General features: G+C 31.7%; 19 protein-coding genes. 7 read left to right on the plus strand and 12 right to left on the minus strand.

What is annotated here, in order from left to right; genetic code table 11:
* Positions 1 to 2: 2 nt before the first annotated feature.
* The 6 genes from C7448_RS04105 to C7448_RS04130 all read right to left on the minus strand — a co-directional run bounded on the left by C7448_RS04105 (position 3) and on the right by C7448_RS04130 (position 6,532).
* A complete protein-coding gene (locus C7448_RS04105) occupies positions 3 to 806 on the minus strand; it encodes an OmpH family outer membrane protein (RefSeq protein WP_115900058.1) in 804 nt (267 codons plus the stop codon).
* Positions 807 to 867: 61 nt separating this feature from the next.
* On the minus strand, positions 868 to 3,411 hold the full coding sequence (bamA, locus tag C7448_RS04110; RefSeq protein WP_115900059.1) for an outer membrane protein assembly factor BamA: 2,544 nt from the start codon (positions 3,409 to 3,411) through the stop codon (positions 868 to 870).
* A complete protein-coding gene (locus tag C7448_RS04115; protein WP_115900060.1) occupies positions 3,404 to 4,156 on the minus strand; it encodes an isoprenyl transferase in 753 nt (250 codons plus the stop codon). The genes bamA and C7448_RS04115 overlap by 8 nt, the downstream gene beginning before the upstream one ends.
* Positions 4,157 to 4,159: 3 nt before the next feature.
* Complete coding sequence (porG, locus tag C7448_RS04120) at positions 4,160 to 4,840, minus strand: type IX secretion system protein PorG (RefSeq protein WP_115900061.1); 681 nt, start codon at positions 4,838 to 4,840, stop codon at positions 4,160 to 4,162.
* Between the two features lie 104 nt (positions 4,841 to 4,944).
* Positions 4,945 to 5,841, minus strand: a complete 897-nt coding sequence (locus tag C7448_RS04125) for an NAD kinase (RefSeq protein ID WP_115900062.1) — start codon at positions 5,839 to 5,841, stop codon at positions 4,945 to 4,947.
* A 31-nt stretch (positions 5,842 to 5,872) separates the two neighbouring features.
* Positions 5,873 to 6,532, minus strand: coding sequence for a CBS domain-containing protein (locus C7448_RS04130; RefSeq protein WP_115900063.1), 660 nt, complete (start codon positions 6,530 to 6,532; stop codon positions 5,873 to 5,875).
* 59 nt (positions 6,533 to 6,591) lie between these two features.
* On the opposite strand from C7448_RS04130, the gene C7448_RS04135 reads away from it, so the two are divergent.
* Both C7448_RS04135 and C7448_RS04140 read left to right on the plus strand, forming a co-directional pair.
* Positions 6,592 to 7,305 (plus strand): pyridoxine 5'-phosphate synthase, encoded by a 714-nt coding sequence (locus C7448_RS04135; RefSeq protein ID WP_115900064.1) that lies wholly within the window; start codon positions 6,592 to 6,594, stop codon positions 7,303 to 7,305.
* Positions 7,306 to 7,307: 2 nt separating this feature from the next.
* Positions 7,308 to 8,078, plus strand: a complete 771-nt coding sequence (locus tag C7448_RS04140) for an alpha/beta fold hydrolase (protein WP_115900065.1) — start codon at positions 7,308 to 7,310, stop codon at positions 8,076 to 8,078.
* Positions 8,079 to 8,161: 83 nt separating this feature from the next.
* Here the strand turns inward: C7448_RS04140 and C7448_RS04145 are convergent, their stop codons facing one another.
* Entirely contained in the window at positions 8,162 to 8,419 is a 258-nt protein-coding gene (locus tag C7448_RS04145) for a hypothetical protein (RefSeq protein ID WP_115900066.1), read from the minus strand.
* A gap of 146 nt (positions 8,420 to 8,565) precedes the next feature.
* Here C7448_RS04145 and C7448_RS04150 point away from each other — a divergent pair, with 146 nt between their 5' ends.
* Positions 8,566 to 8,952 (plus strand): hypothetical protein, encoded by a 387-nt coding sequence (locus C7448_RS04150; protein WP_115900067.1) that lies wholly within the window; start codon positions 8,566 to 8,568, stop codon positions 8,950 to 8,952.
* Positions 8,953 to 8,976: 24 nt separating this feature from the next.
* Here C7448_RS04150 and C7448_RS04155 read toward each other — a convergent pair whose 3' ends face one another.
* The 4 genes from C7448_RS04155 to C7448_RS04170 form a co-directional block, all read right to left on the minus strand.
* Positions 8,977 to 9,426, minus strand: coding sequence for a TlpA family protein disulfide reductase (locus C7448_RS04155; RefSeq protein WP_115900068.1), 450 nt, complete (start codon positions 9,424 to 9,426; stop codon positions 8,977 to 8,979).
* A gap of 101 nt (positions 9,427 to 9,527) precedes the next feature.
* Entirely contained in the window at positions 9,528 to 10,106 is a 579-nt protein-coding gene (locus tag C7448_RS04160) for an NAD(P)H-dependent oxidoreductase (RefSeq protein WP_115900069.1), read from the minus strand.
* Positions 10,107 to 10,168: 62 nt separating this feature from the next.
* On the minus strand, positions 10,169 to 10,735 hold the full coding sequence (locus C7448_RS04165; protein WP_115900070.1) for a Crp/Fnr family transcriptional regulator: 567 nt from the start codon (positions 10,733 to 10,735) through the stop codon (positions 10,169 to 10,171).
* Complete coding sequence (locus C7448_RS04170; RefSeq protein WP_115900071.1) at positions 10,736 to 11,284, minus strand: hypothetical protein; 549 nt, start codon at positions 11,282 to 11,284, stop codon at positions 10,736 to 10,738.
* A 196-nt stretch (positions 11,285 to 11,480) separates the two neighbouring features.
* On the opposite strand from C7448_RS04170, the gene C7448_RS04175 reads away from it, so the two are divergent.
* From C7448_RS04175 to clpX, 4 genes are all read left to right on the plus strand, one after another.
* A complete protein-coding gene (locus C7448_RS04175) occupies positions 11,481 to 11,828 on the plus strand; it encodes a phage holin family protein (RefSeq protein ID WP_115900072.1) in 348 nt (115 codons plus the stop codon).
* 131 nt (positions 11,829 to 11,959) lie between these two features.
* A complete protein-coding gene (gene tig, locus C7448_RS04180) occupies positions 11,960 to 13,282 on the plus strand; it encodes a trigger factor (RefSeq protein ID WP_115900073.1) in 1,323 nt (440 codons plus the stop codon).
* A 129-nt stretch (positions 13,283 to 13,411) separates the two neighbouring features.
* Positions 13,412 to 14,071 carry an ATP-dependent Clp endopeptidase proteolytic subunit ClpP gene (gene clpP / locus C7448_RS04185; protein WP_115900074.1) on the plus strand — a complete coding sequence of 220 codons (660 nt, stop codon included), beginning with the start codon at positions 13,412 to 13,414 and terminating at the stop codon, positions 14,069 to 14,071.
* Between the two features lie 43 nt (positions 14,072 to 14,114).
* Positions 14,115 to 15,353 carry an ATP-dependent Clp protease ATP-binding subunit ClpX gene (clpX, locus tag C7448_RS04190; RefSeq protein WP_115900075.1) on the plus strand — a complete coding sequence of 413 codons (1,239 nt, stop codon included), beginning with the start codon at positions 14,115 to 14,117 and terminating at the stop codon, positions 15,351 to 15,353.
* A gap of 73 nt (positions 15,354 to 15,426) precedes the next feature.
* Here clpX and C7448_RS04195 read toward each other — a convergent pair whose 3' ends face one another.
* Positions 15,427 to 16,344: a leucine-rich repeat domain-containing protein gene (locus C7448_RS04195; RefSeq protein WP_147300494.1), complete on the minus strand. Its 918-nt coding sequence runs from the start codon at positions 16,342 to 16,344 to the stop codon at positions 15,427 to 15,429.
* Between the last annotated feature and the right edge of the window lie 72 nt (positions 16,345 to 16,416).

Consider the following 16,416-nt stretch of genomic DNA (forward strand, 5'->3'; position numbering starts at 1 on the left):
ATTTATTTGTTCTCTTTTGTTTCTTCTCCTTTTTTCTTTCTAGCCTCTTCTTGAGCTTTTATTAAGGCTTTTCTTTTTTCTTGTAAAAGCTTTCTTTTATCAGCTCTTTCTTTTAAACGCTGTTTTCTTTTTTCTTCAATTTGCTTAATCTTAGCAAGCCTATCAGCTTCCTTTTTCTTTTTTAATTCAGTTCTTTTAGCTATTTTTTCTTTTTGTTCATCACTTAAATTATCGTTTTTAAGTAATGACTTTTTAGCTTCAATTTTATCTTTTTTAGCTTGTCTTCTTTGGTCGATATTAATCATTTGTACAACAAGGTCGCTAATATCGTGTTTTTTGTTTGAATATAGCATAACTAAATCGCCAGATTTGTCGAAAACAAAATCGTACTTTTTTCTAGATGCAATTGTTTGTACAGCGTTGTATACTTGGTCTTGTACAGGTTTTACTAATCGCTTTCTTAAGTTATACATATCACCATTTGGTCCAAAATATAAAGACTCTAACCTTCGTAAAGATTCTTGTTTTATACTAATATCTTCTTCACGTTCTTCGATTAAATCCTTAGTCAAAATGGCTTTTTCGTTAGTCAAATCTGTTTTTAAAACTTCAATAGCACGAGCTTCTTTGTCTAATTTAGTTTTCCATTTTTCAACTTTGGCATCTAAGGAGTTTTGTGCTTCTAAGTATGCAGGGATACTTTGAAGAATGTACTCCATATCAATATAAGCGATACGTTGATTTCTTTGTGCAACGGTTATACTTGTTATGAGTAAAAGAACGATTAATAAAATATTTTTTTTCATCTTGTATAATGTGTTTAGAAAAAACCGTGCCAAAACCTAGACGCATTATAAATGCATGATTTTAGAACTGTCTTCCAATTATAAAATGCGTTTGCCAACCTGATTTTTCAGTTAAACCTGGTAAGGAATCGAAACCATGTGCGAAATCGATACCTAATAATCCAAATGCAGGCATAAATATACGAACACCTACTCCAGCTGAACGTTTTAATTTAAACGGATTAAACTCGCTAAAATTGTCATAAGAGTTACCTGCCTCTAAAAACCCTACTGTGTAAATAGATGCAGATGGTTTATCTGTAATGGAGTAACGTAGTTCTAATTGAAATTTGTTGTAAATAGCCCCACCATCAAGAGAAGAAATACGATTATTCTCATAACCTCTCAAACCTATTGTTTCACGTCCATCTAATTGTCCTTGAGCAATACCATCTCCTCCAACAAAATACCTTTCAACAGGAGTTAACCCTAATTCATCATTATAAGAACCTAAGTAACCCATCTCAAAATTAGACATTAATACTAATTTATTAGCTAGAGATGTGTACCATTTACCTTTTGCAGAGATTTTGTAATATTCTAGCCATTTGTACTTATCAGCTAAGTAAGCTTGACGCTCATCGGGTGTTGGATTTGTGGGTTCTGTATAATCTTTTCCGTTAACTAGTGAATAAGGGAAAGTAGCTTTAGCTTTTATTGTAAACTCAGAACCGTACGTAGGGAAAATTAAACTAGGACCAGCAGAGTTACGACTTAACGCAAATGTATAAGCTAAGTTGTTTAAATCTCCTTGACTAAGAATATTATTAGAAGAACCTACTCGGTATCCATAATTTTGTAGTTCAATTCTTTGATAACTTATGTTTTGAGAAAGTGTAAAGTAGTCATCAGGCCACTTTAAACGCTTTCCTAGTCCAATAGAGGCACCAATAATACTTAAGCTCTCTTTTTTATTTACCTTGTAGGTTGTGTAATCAAAACGATACTGATTTGATAAGTATACAGAGAAAGATAGTGATTGTGGTGTTTTACCTCCTAACCATGGTTCTGTAAAAGAGAAACTATAAGTGTTATATGTTCTACTGGCTTGTAAACGCAGAGATAGCTTTTGTCCGTCTCCCATAGGAAGTGGTTTGTAGGCTTCTTTGTTGAAAATATTTCTAACAGAGAAATTATTAAAAGATAAACCTAGAGTACCAATGAAAGAACCTCCACCATAACCACCTTGTAGTTCAATTTGACTTCCTCCTTTTTCAACAACAGAAAAATCAATATCTGCTGTTTTATTTTGATAATTAGGCTTAACATCAGGAGTTACATTGGTATCAAAGAAACCTAATTGTCCTATTTCACGAATAGATCGAATAATGTTTTGACGACTAAATAAATCTCCAGGCTTAACACGTAATTCTCTATAGATTACATGGTCGTTTGTTTTGTCGTTTCCACTAACTGTAACTTTCTTTATAGTTGCAGGTTCATCTTCTCTGATACGAACTTCAACAGTAATAGAGTCATTTTTTACTTTTGTTTCTACAGCATTTATTTGAGAAAATAAGAAACCATTATTATGATATAATGTTTGAATGTCTTGAGAGTTAGGAGTACCATCACCAGAAATTCTTTCTTTTAAAACTTTTCCGTTATAAATATCTCCTTTGTCAATTCGTAAGATGTTACTTAAGAATTCATCTGTATATTCTTTGTTTCCAATAAAAACTATTTCATCAAAACGGTATTGACGACCTTCTTCAACCTCTATTTCAAGGTTTATGGTGTTGTCATCATTCCAAACAACATTGTCAGATAAAATTCTAGCATCACGGTATCCGTTTTCGCTATATTTTTCAAGAATACTTTTTAAGTCCTCTTTATAATCATCTAGAATATACTTTGAAGCCTTCCAAAAACGACCAAAAACCTTACGCTTAGTGTTTTTCATGGCACCTCGTAAAGAAGCATCAGACATAGCTTTGTTACCGGTAAAGTTAATGTCTTTAATTTTTATACGATTACCTCTGTCAATAAAAATAGCCATACTAACGGTATTAACATCAGTAGTGTCTTTTTTTGTGTCTAATGTTACTTTTGTTTTTAAGAAACCTTTATCAGTATATTTCTTTTTAATAAAGTTACGTGTAGTTACAATAAGGTTGTCTGTAACCATGGCCCCTTTTTTTAATTCAGTTTCTTTTTTTATCTCTTTAATTTGTGATTTTTTTACTCCAGAAATAGTAACATTAGTTAATTGAGGTAATTCAGTTACATCAAATTGTAGGTATACAGTTTCACCATCACGTTTAGATAAATATACATCTACTTCACTAAACTGTTTACTTTCGTATAGTTTTTTAATAGCACTTGTAAGTTTGTCTCCAGGTAACTTAATTGGTTGTCCATCAACTAAACCAGTATATATTCTTACCGTTTGTTCGCTAAATTTTTGTAAGCCAGTTACAGTTATACCTCCAAGAAAGTATTCTTTTCCTTTTTCGTAGGAAATAATATTTGTGACAGTACTGTCTTTAGGAGTTGTGTCTTGTGCTTGAGTACTCACCGTAAATAAGGTGATAAAAAATACTAGTAAATACGAATATTTATTCATTGGTTTCAATCTGTTCGCTGGTTTTTCCAAATCTTCTTTCTCTGTTTTGATAATCAATTATTGCATCGTAAAGATGTTCTTTTCTGTAGTCAGGCCATAATACATCTGTAAAATACAACTCAGCATATGCCATTTGCCAAAGTAAATAATTGCTTATTCTTTGTTCCCCACTTGTACGTATCATTAAATCAACGTCGGGCAAATTAAACGTATATAAATGATTATTTATAATTTTCTCGTTAATTTTTTCAATTTCTATCTCGTTATTAACAACTTTTTTTGAAATGTTTTTGATTGCATTAACAATTTCTTCTCTTGAACCGTAGCTTAAAGCAAAGGTTAAAGTGATTTTAGTGTTGTTTTTAGTTGCATCAATAACTTTGTTCAACACTTTTTGGGCATTACTTGGCAAATTTACTAAGTTACCAATAGCATTGACCTTTACATTTTTACGTTGAAATTCGGGGAGTTCTTTTTTAAGGGTGGTTACTAGTAAGCTCATTAAAGCATCTACTTCTAACTTTGGACGGTTCCAGTTTTCGGTAGAAAAAGCATATAAGGTTAAAAATTTTACGCCTAGTTCAGAAGCTGTGTCTGCTGTTTCTCTTATGGCTGTTAAAGCATTTCTATGCCCAAAAACACGCTGCATTCCTTTACCTTTTGCCCATCTACCATTACCATCCATAATAATAGCAATGTGGTTTGGTACGTTTTGTAAATCAATGCGCTGTAGTTTTTCTTCCATAGTTTATTCTGCTATTCCACCAAAACAAGGTGGTCTTCCAAAGGTATACACAATGGAAACCCCTGAGAATACATACCAGTCGTTTCCGTTACCTCCAAAGTCTAATGAGTTTATTTTGTCTGTTGTAAAGTCTATATCGTCAACAAATGTAAATCGCACACCTGTTTCAAATGCAATAGCTAAATTATCTGCTAATCTTCCTTTAAGTCCTATACCTACGGGTATGGTATAAGAAAATTTGTTTTTTAAAAGTATTGTATTACTAGAAGAGGTTGGTTCAGGGCTTTTGTAATTAAAAGCGGCAACTTCAGCTAAAATATAAGGCGTAAATGTAGTGCTGTAATTATTAATATTATAATCAAAGAAATTAAATTCTACCCCAGCAGCAAATTCATGTATGGTGTTAGAAAAGCTTGTTCCTCTGTTTTGACGAAAAGTATTATCAGCATCTCTGTCATTACCAGATACAGGTATATATGTGTAAGTTCCTCTTAAAGCAATTCTAGGATTTAGGTTGTATTTATATACAAGCCCACCTGAAAACTCGTTAGGATATATGTAGTTTGTGCTACCTATGTCACCAACATAGTTAGAGCCACCGGCAAAGAAACCAATTTCGTGTGTTTGTGATTGTAATGGTGTTACTACACAAGCCAATAATATTAATAAAATAAGTCCTCTCATTGTAAAATAGCGTGCAAATATAGGGAATTGAATTTGCTTTAAAAAGTTAATAATCCGTCTTTTTGATTAACTTTTTTTTTACGGTTTTATTGTAATTACTATCATTATAACGATTCATTTCGTATATCTTCTCCCCATAAAAGTTTTCCTCGCAAGGTATTTAAATAAGATTGATTTTTGGGTAAAATACTTTTTATGGTAAATGGCGCTTTCTGTATTTTGATCTCAGTTCCTAAGGGAACAGTGGTAATACGTGAGTCTAGAGATATTAAAAAATCTTTTTCTCTAGCACTAACTTCCAAAAGAATATTTGTATCATCAGGAATTACCATTGGCCGTGCATTTAAATTGTGTGGTGCAATAGGAGTAATAACAAAACTCTTTGAATCTGGTAAAATTACGGGGCCGTCACAACTAAGTGAATACCCTGTAGATCCCGTTGGTGTTGCTATAATTAGCCCATCAGCCCAATAATTAGTTAAATATTCGGTATTTAATGAGGTTTTAATGCCAATCATAGAGGTTGTATTCCTTCGGGCAATGGTAACTTCATTAAGTGCAAAGTTAAGTTCAGAAAAACCTTCTGTAGCAGGAGATGTTTTTATTTGTAATAAAGATCGTTCTTGAAGTGTATATTCTTTTTTTAACATTAAATTAATTGCCTCTTCAATTTGATCTTTTTGAATTGTAGCTAAAAAACCTAAGCGTCCAGTGTTTATTCCCATTATAGGAATATCTAAATTTCGAATATAGGTCACAGCTCTTAAAATAGTACCATCTCCACCTATGGTAAACATCACATCAAAGGTGTCTGATAAATCATTAAAATGTGCGTAGGTAGGGTATTTTTTATTTAATGAATTATTTTCAACAAATAAATTATAGAATTGTTGTTCAAAAAAAACAACAATATTATTTTTTTCTAAAACAGTTAAAAGAATTTTTACTTCTCTTTCTGCTAGTGTAGTATAAGCTTGTCCGTAAATAGCGACTTTTTTCACTTTTGAAATGTTTGTTTGGTTATTGAAAAAATTACATATCTAAGTACTTCCTTAAATAGGCGGCTCTATCTTTAAGTTCTTCTAAATAAAAATCATCTTCATGTTGCGTAATAACGTTGTAACCGTATCTACGAAATGTTTGAATGATTTCATTTATTTCTTCAGAAACAATTTTGAGTGTAACCTCAACGCTATTTATGTTTTCAGAAGAAATATATGCGCCTAGTAATTTGCCATTACTAGCCTCAACTATTTGCGCTACTTGCCCCATAGAATAATCTGTTTTATTCTTGTCAATAATTAAAGTATCACTTTCATTATGTAAAAAAGGACTATTAGCAAAAGCGTCTAAAATATCACTCAATTCATAATAGCCTACATAATGTAGGTTTTTATCGATAACAGGAATTAAATTTGAGTCGTTATCAGCAAATAAGGCAATTAAATCGAGTAGTGTAGCATTTTCATTTGTGTAAAAATGATCTAATAAGTAAGAGTACTCTCTAAGTATACGTTTTTTGTTTTCAATAGTCTGAATATCACTTTCAGGTAAACAACCTACTAATCTGTTGTTTTCAACAATAGGAATATGAGTTATAGGCAAATCGTTACACAGCTTTTGGGCACTTTTTACAGTGCTGTTTAGCGTGAGAGCTTTAATTTCTTTTAATATAAAATCGTTGATTTTCATTACTACGAATATAGTTTAAAATGTTGGAATGCGTTACCTTTGTAGTCTAATTTTACAACATGACAAAGTTAAGTGTTAATATTAATAAAATAGCTACACTTCGTAATTCTAGAGGTGGAAACGTGCCTAATTTACTAAAAGTAGCAACCGATATACAAGATTTTGGAGCGGAAGGAATTACCATCCATCCAAGACCAGATGAACGTCATATTCGTTACCAAGATGCTTATGATTTAAAATCTATTGTAACGACTGAATACAATATTGAAGGTAACCCTATTGATAAGTTTAAACAAATGGTGTTAGAAATTAAGCCAACGCAAGTAACATTGGTTCCTGATAGTGTAGATCAGCTTACTTCAAATGCAGGTTGGGATACCATAACACACCAGTCGTATTTGCAAGAAGTGATTGCTGAATTTAAAAATGCAGGAATTAGAACGTCAATTTTTATTGATACTGATTTAAAGCTGATAGAAGCTGCTGCAAAAACAGGAGCTGACCGAGTTGAGTTGTATACTGAGGAGTTTGCTACGCAGTACGAAAAAGGGAACAAAGAAGCAGTAAAGCCGTACGTAGAGGCTGCTGTTTTAGCAAATGAAGTTGGTTTAGGAGTTAACGCTGGTCATGATTTAAGTTTAGATAATATTCAATTTTTTAAACAAAACATTCCTCATTTGGCTGAAGTGTCAATAGGGCATGCGTTAATATCAGAAAGTTTGTATTTGGGCTTAGAAAATGTTGTGAATATGTATTTACATCGTTTACAATAATTATGGAGGAAGTACTACATTCAAAAATAACTGGAGAAGGACAGCCGTTACTTATTTTACATGGGTATTTTGGTATGGGTGATAACTGGAAATCGCATGCTAATAAAATTGCTGAAGATGGTTTTGAAGTGCATTTAATAGATCAACGTAATCACGGACGAAGCTTTCATGCAGATGCTTTTGATTACGAGCTGTTGGTTGGAGATTTGTATAATTATATTCAACACCATAATCTTGAAAAAGTTGATTTGTTAGGACATTCCATGGGAGGAAAAACAGCAATGTTGTTTGCAACTGAGTACCCTGAATTGGTAAACAAATTAATTGTAGCTGATATTTCTCCAAGAATGTATCCACCCCATCATCACGAAATTTTAGCAGCGTTGAGCTCTGTAGATTTTTCGGTGCAAACGTCACGTAAGTTAGTCGATGAAAAACTGGCTGAGCTAATTCCAGAAAAAGGGATACGTCAATTTTTAGCAAAAAACGTTTATAGAAAAACAAAAGACGAATTGGCATTTCGGTTCAACTTAAAATCGTTAACAGAAAATAATAGTGAAGTAGGGGTAGCATTGCCGTCTTTTACAGTTTTTGAAGGTGAAACGTTGTTTTTACGCGGAGCAAATTCAGGCTATATCTCAAAAGAAGATGAGCCATTAATTCAAGCGCACTTTCCAAAAGCTGTGGTAAAAACTATAGCCAATGCTGGGCACTGGCTACATGCTGAAAATCCAAAGGATTTCTATGAAGAAGCTATAGTTTTTCTAAAGTAAAATAAGTTAAAAGCGAGGAGGAATTTGTTAATCCCTAGTCCCTCGCTTAAAATACTCGCCCCCCGGCGAAAAACAAAAAATTATTAAGGGAAATCTCTGTTTATTTTATTTATCAAATTAGTTATATTACTATCAGTTGTTTGTTGATCTTTTAAGTGATTATAAAAAACTACTACAATAGCTTCTTCAATAGTTAAATTTTTTCTCTTACCCGAATATACTTTTTGTATAGTTTCTAAAGAAAAATCATGACCATTTTTACTCAGGTAGTTTTTTACCTTCTCGCGGTATTTTGGTGGTTTAATTTTTTCTAATTCTTTTCGTTGTGTAGCAGTTATCATAAAAACTCAAGTTGTTTTTTAGAAGGTGATAGCACTTTTTAATTTATATTTGTACGTATCGTGTACTTATTACGAAGTAAAAATACAAACAAAAATCTAAACACGAAAACAAAATTAAATAAAATTTAGAAAAAAGTTATTTTTCAATGAGCGATTTTGTAGATGAAACATATAAACGAGTAGAAGAAGTGATTAGTTATAAAAGGCTTAATATTAGGTCTTTTGAGGAGGTTATTGATGTGTCTAACAATTCAGTTGGTACAGCAATAAGAAGAAAGTCGTCATTTAAAAGTAATGTGTTAAACAAAATTCTACATTCTTTTCCAGAAATTAATCCAACATGGTTGCTAACAGGTAAAGGAAAAATGCTTTTAACAAACAATAGTGTAACAAATGCCAACGAGCCAGCTTCCAAATACAATTTATTAGACATAAAAGGCAAGGTAAAAGATAACTTAATACACTTGTTGTTAGAAGATGAAGAAGTAAAAGAGGCAATAGCAACGCAAGTATCAGAAGTTTTGAAAAAATAATTGCAAAATATTTTACTCTAAAACCTAACCTACATTTCTGGTTAAACTCTCTAAAGCATAGTACAGCCTGTTTTGTGCGTTATATTGAGAGCCAAAAATAGAACGAAACACTTCACCATCAGGAGTTAATAATATCCATAGTGGTGTTCCTTCTGAATTAAAAAAATCATACATTTTGTGGTCGTTATCTATATAAATAGGAAATGGAAGCTCGTTAACGGTAAAAATACTTAGAATGTCTTCCTTAGAAACAGTGTTGGTGTTAAAATTACTATGAATACCAATAACCTCAATATTCTTATAGGTTTGCTTAAATTTATAAGCAAGAGGAATAGCTCTACCTGTACAGCCTAAACAAGCATTGTTGTAAAATAAAAGCAATAGAATTTTGTTAGCATACTTTTCAAGTAAATCAACTTCTTTTTGGTTAAAATCGGTGACTTTTACAGATGTTATAATGTTGCTAGTATTCATTTTATGCTTTTAATTGAAGTTCTAGCAAAGTTATTCAAAAAGAAGAAGGCTTTGAATCTCTACAAGCCAAAAACATTCTTTAGCTTGTAGAGTAGAGTTTGTTATTGTAGGTTCTTGCCTAATGTGTACACTTTATTTAGCCACAAATTTCTTTGTTTAAGGGTTGAATCTTTCATTACTGATAAGAACGTAGTTTTAACAGGTTTAATACCGCAAAATTCCAATGTAGCTATTTTAAACTGTCGAATAGCAGGCCTTTTTAAGAAAAAGTAATCATACCAACTAGGAGTGTCAGAAGTTATGATGAGTCGAGAGGTTTTGCCTTTTAAAAGTTTTTCAGGAAATGGTTTCCCTTTAACAGGTTGAAAAGTGATGCCTGGTAAAAAAGCTCTGTCGATAAAACCTTTCATCATTGCAGGGTAGCCTGCCCACCAAACAGGAAAGATCCAAACAATATGATCCGCTTTTTTAATTTTAGCCAAAGACTCTACTAAATCTGGTTCAAGCTCGGTTCTTTTTCGGTAACCATACTTAAGAATTGGGTTAAAGTTTAAGTCAGTTATGGTAATTTCTTCAATTGTAGCGTTAGTTTCCAAAGCACCTTTTTTGTAGGAAGCTGCTAGTGCATGGTTAAAACTTTCTTTATCAGGATGTCCGTTTATTAATAAAATATTCTTCATAATATAGTTAAGATTATGAAGCAAAGTACGGGCGGTTTTACAAGCCTAAAAAGGACAATTGTCTAATAAAAAACTGATTTTCTAATTCGGCTCAAATGTCGTTGCGTAATGCCTAAATAAGAAGCAAGATATTGTAGTGGGATTGTTTGTAAATAGTTAGGATGTGTTTCTAGTAGTTTTTTATAACGGTTTTCAGCACTTTCATTTTGTAACACAAAAACCCTATTTTCAAGATTTATATATTCTTGTTCTGCAAATATTTTAAAAAGACGTAACCAATTGGTGCTTGAGTTTTCTAGTGATACAAGTTGTTCTTTGGTAATGCTGTATAGTTCAACATCGGTTAACGCTTGAATGTTTTCGTTGGTTTTTGTTTGAGAAATAAATGATGAGTAAGCGGTAACAAATGAATTTTCTGATAAAAAACAATAGGTAGCTTCTTTTTCATCTGAGGAATGGTAAAACGATCTAAAAATACCCGAACTAATAAAAGCAACTTCTTTACAAGTGTTTCCTTCTTGAATAAAAAAATCTCCTTTGTTAAGTTTTTTATACCTAACTAAACTTACAAAGTTGTCTATTTCTTCTTTGGTGAGAATGTTATATGATTCTAGGTGCTTTTTGAGCATTTAAAAGTTTGTATAATCAATTTTTATGTTATTAAGGTGTTGTGTTTTAATCTTGTGCCTGTGGAATAGAAAAAATCCTATTCCAAAAACTCCAGCTAAAAATGTAATTAAAAAACCAATTATTGAGCGACTTTTTGCTTGGTGAAAACTAAATAAAACTTTATCCTTATCGTCAGATATACCAAAGACTTCTGGTTTATATTTGTTTTGATCAGTTTTTTTTATCCGGATTTTAGCTTTCTTGGTTGCTATTAATTGTCTTTTTATATCTTCAAAAATTTTATTATCTCTCTCTTGACCTATGTTTTCCATAAGATAATAAGTTTTAAAATTATTTTTGAGAGTTATTTTTAATTCAGATTTGGTGCTTTTGTGACCTCTAGATGATGATACCCTATGATAAAAGGTTTCGACATTGTTAATGTCACCGCTCTCAATAACAAGAGAGCTTTTTAAAGTAAATAAAGTAGGAGCAAAAAAATAGATTCCGCAAATTAAATTCATTATTCCAAAAACCAGGAATTTTTCTGCAACGTGTTTTTTATTCATTTAAATAAGATGGGCTTAAGTTTAGCTAAATTAAAAGAAAACACTCAAAAACTAAAACAAAGTTTTTAAACCTGCCAAAACAGCAGGTTTCTGTTTTTGGTATGGTTGTGGTAAAGTATATGAAGTGTTACGAATTACTAGTTTCAGTGAAAAAGAGTAAATTTATAATTCATAACCAATTAAATAAAAAAGAAAAATGAAAACATTTTTAAAAGTATTATTAACTGCATTGGCAGTAATTGTTTTGGCAAATATTTTACCAGGGGTAGCGGTAGCAAGTTATACAACCGCAGTAATTGTAGCGGTAGTAATTGCTTTGTTAAACCTATTTGTACGTCCGTTGCTAGTGTTTTTTACACTACCAGCAACCATCGTTACACTAGGGTTATTCTTATTTGTGATTAATGCAGTAATTATATTATTGGCAGATAAATTAGTGTCAGGATTTGCAGTTAGCGGATTTTTCACAGCGCTCTTGTTCAGTGTATTGCTGTCAATTTTCAGATCAATAATGTTTTCACTATTAAAAGAAGGAGACGAATAAGTAACCTAAAATATTAAAAACTAGAAAATAAGGGAAGTAAAAAAGATAACATTCTTGTAGCTAAAAGTCTTGGTTATCAATAAATAAAGTAGTAATTTTGCACCCGATTTTTTAAGAAACAGATTTTTAAGATGAATATAACAAAAGAAAACGTAGACGCATTAAATGCAGTTGTAAAAGTTGATATTGTTGCAGAAGATTATCAAGATAAAGTAACAAAGGTATTAAACGATTACCGTAAAACAGCAAACATTCCAGGGTTTAGAAAAGGTAATGTACCAATGGGAATGGTAAAGAAACAATACGGAAAATCAATAATGATTGATGAGGTAAATAAGCTTTTACAAGAATCGTTAAACAAATTCTTAGTTGAAGAGAAATTAGATATTTTAGGTAATCCGTTACCAAGAGTACAAGAAGATTTCAATTGGGATGCTGATAAATTCTCTTTTGAGTTTGAATTAGGATTAGCGCCTGAGTTTGAAGTAAACTTAAAGCCAAAAAATAAAGTAACTCAATATAACATTGTTGCTACTGACGAGTTAATCGAGAAAGAAATTGAAAACATTCAATCTCGTTACGGTAAAATGTCTACTAAAGACGAAGCTGCCGAAGAAACTAATGTAACAGGTACTTTCGTAAGCGAAGAGAAAGAAATCAACAAAAAATCTACAATTTCTGTAAAAGATATTAAAGGAAAAACAAACTTAAAAAAGTTTGTAGGTGCTAAAGTAGGAGATGTTTTAGAATTAAAAACTAAAAACTTATTCGAAGATGAGCACAAGTTACAAGGAGCTATAGGAGTATCTCACGATGAGGTTCACGACTTAGACATTCCTGTAACATTTACTATTGAAGAAATTACTGAAATAGAACCAGCAGAATTAGATCAAGAGTTATTTGATAAATTATTTTCTGACGGAAGTGTAAAAACTGTAACTGAATTAAAAGAAAAAATTAAAGAAGATGCAGAAAAGCAATTCCAACAACAAGCAGATCAACAATTGTTAAACGCAATTACTGAGAACTTAGTTGATAACACAAAATTTGATTTACCTGCTGAATTCTTACAAAAGTGGTTACAAACTGCTGGAGAAAAAGAATTAACTTTTGAAGAAGCTGTTGAAGAATATAATAAGTCTGAAAAAGGATTACGTTACCAATTAATCGAAGGAAAGGTTATGAAGGATAACGATATCAAATTAGACTATGCAGAGTTAGTAGACTATGCAAAAGGATTTATTAGAACTCAAATGGCTCAGTTCGGAAACATGAACCCAGAGGAAAAAGAGTTAGATGATATCGCTGGAAGAATCTTACAAAACCAAGATGAAGCTCAAAAATTACAATCTCAATTAATAAGCCAAAAATTATTAGCTTTTTATAAAGAAAACATGAGCTTTGATACTAAAGAAGTTTCTTACGAAGATTTCATTAAAGAAGTATACAAATAACAGTTAATTACTGATGTTATAAATAAAAACCTGAATGTATATTCAGGTTTTTTTAGCCATTAACTGTAACAAAATACTAACGAAATAGTTCTTATATTTACATCTTTATAACCCAAAAACATTTTAAAAATGGATTACGGAAAAGAGTTCGAAAAATACGCAACAAAGCACCACGGAATAAATAGTAGTTACTTAGGAAAGATAACAAGTAGTTTAACTCCATATATTATGGAAGAGCGCCAAATGAACATTACTCAAATGGACGTTTTTTCTCGTTTAATGATGGATAGAATTATCTTTTTAGGTACAGGAATTAATGACCAAGTAGCTAATGTAATTCAAGCACAATTATTATTCTTAGAGAGTGTAGACGCTAATAAAGATATTTCAATCTATATCAACTCGCCAGGTGGTGGAGTATATGCTGGTTTAGGTATTTATGACACCATGCAGTTTATAAAACCTGATGTAGCAACCATTTGTACAGGTATGGCAGCATCTATGGGAGCTGTGTTAATGTGTGCGGGAGAAAAAGGAAAACGCTCAGCGTTGCCACATTCTCGTATTATGATTCACCAACCATTAGGTGGAGCACAAGGACAAGCATCTGATATTGAAATTACAGCTCGTGAAATTTTAAAATTAAAAGATGAGTTGTACGAAATCATCGCTAAGCACTCAGGTCAAACAGTAGAAAAAGTAAACAAAGATTCTGATAGAGATTATTGGATGAAGGCCGACGAAGCGAAAGCTTACGGAATGGTAGATGAAATTTTAACTAGAAAATAATAAACAGCTAATAGCAGTGAGCTGTTGGCAATAAGCTGATAAGATGTCGAAAGAAGAAAATTTACAATGTTCCTTTTGTGGGCGTAAAAAACCAGAAACCGATTTATTAATCGCAGGTTTAGATGCACATATATGTGATAAATGTATTGAGCAAGCTCATGGAATTGTAGAAGAGGAAATAGCTGAAGCAAAAACAAGTGATTTATCAAAAGACCTTACCTTAAAAAAGCCAAGAGAAATTAAAGCTTTTTTAGATGAATATATCATAGGGCAAGATCAAACCAAAAGAGCTATGTCTGTAGCAGTCTATAATCACTATAAAAGATTGTTACAAACTAGGGATGATGAAGATGAAGTTGAGATTGAAAAATCAAACATCGTTTTAGTAGGAGAAACAGGAACAGGAAAAACCTTAGTAGCTCGTACAATTGCTAGAATGTTAAACGTGCCATTTTCTATTGTAGATGCCACCGTGTTAACGCAAGCTGGTTATGTAGGAGAAGATGTAGAAAGTATTTTAAGCCGTTTGTTACAAGCTGCTGATTACGATGTTGAAAAAGCAGAAAGAGGTATTGTATTTATTGATGAAATAGATAAAATTGCTCGTAAAGGTGATAATCCGTCAATTACACGTGATGTTTCTGGAGAAGGAGTGCAACAAGCATTGTTGAAGTTATTAGAAGGATCAGTTGTAAATGTGGCTCCTAAAGGAGGAAGAAAACATCCAGAGCAAAAGTTTATTGAAGTAAATACCAAAGATATTTTATTTATTGCTGGAGGAGCTTTTTCTGGTATAGATAGAATCATTAGTAAGCGTTTAAATATGCAAGCGGTAGGGTATAGTGCTTCAGTAGAAGAAGATAAAATTGATCACGATAACTTATTACAATACATTACGCCTTTAGATTTAAAGTCGTTTGGTTTAATACCAGAAATTATAGGTCGTTTACCAGTATTGAGTTATATGAATCCGTTAGATGAAAAAACGCTTAGAGCTATTTTAACAGAGCCTAAAAACTCAATTATAAAACAGTATACTAAGTTGTTTGCAATGGACGACGTAATGTTTGAAATGACTGAGGAAGCATTACAGTTTATTGTTAGCAAAGCGGTAGAATACAAATTGGGTGCTCGTGGATTACGTTCGTTATGCGAAGCTATTTTAACCGATGCAATGTTCGATATGCCAAGTTCTGATGAAAAAGAGTTTAAGGTAACGAAAGAATATGCAGAGTCTAAGTTAACGAAGTCTGCATTAAAGAAACTAAGAGCAGCTTCTTAAATATTCTGAAGAAATAAAAAAAGCCATCAAAAATTAATTCTTTGATGGCTTTTTTATTGTCTAAATAAAGCTATTATTCTGTTGTACGTAGTTTACTGTATTGTTGAATCCATTTGGTAATTTCTTCATCTTTAATGTCGTACTTATGCATAAGATCTTCTCTTATTTGCTTTAAATATGTTTCATTTAATACACTTTTTTCATATTCGGAAACAACTAACTGTATAAAGCTTTCAGCGTACTTTTGTACAGGCTTTTTAACTTCTTTAGGCTTGTCTATTGTCGTTTCTACTATCTTTTTTTCCTGTTCCACAACAATTTCTTCTGTAACTTTGTTATCGGCTACAGCACCGTTACTTGTTGTATACGTAGTTTTTTCGTCTTTATACCATCCTTGGGGAATGTTAGCTAATTGCTCTTCGCTAACAATAATAGTTTTAATCTTGTTTCCAGTAACATCCATACTTTCTAATTTAGGACAGTTTGAAACATCTAACGTAGTAAGTTGATTGTAACTAGCATATAAACTTTGAATATTAGGGTTTTTACCAAGTACTAATGAGGTTAATTTGTTATAATCACAACTTATATAGGTTAAGTTATGGTTTTTACTTACATCTAAACGCTCAATTTTATTTTCGCTACAGTTTAAGAAACTTATAGAGGAACTTTGCGATAAATCAATTTTTTTAATTTCATTACCAAAACAATCCAAACGTTTTAAATTAGGAAAACTCTCTAAACCAGTTAAATCTTTAATTTTTGAATATACATTAGGTAAATCTTTGTTTGTAACAGGGTCGTTAACATTTAAGTTGGTAACATATTCTGCATCACTAATTGTTATACTACCGTTTAAACCGTTAGAATCAATTTTTAAATTAATCAAGCATTCCTCTAAACCAATATCAGGAATTCGAATTGTTTCTTGAGAATAAACGTTAAATGCAAGTAATGTCGCAAAACAAAAAGGGGTAATTGTTTTCATCATAAGGGGAATTTTTTGCCAAAATTATGTAATTAAATGTTTTTAACAAATTAATTTTGCCTAGAGTTTTGTTAT

It is taken from the genome of Tenacibaculum gallaicum (assembly GCF_003387615.1).
Lineage (GTDB): Bacteria > Bacteroidota > Bacteroidia > Flavobacteriales > Flavobacteriaceae > Polaribacter > Polaribacter gallaicus.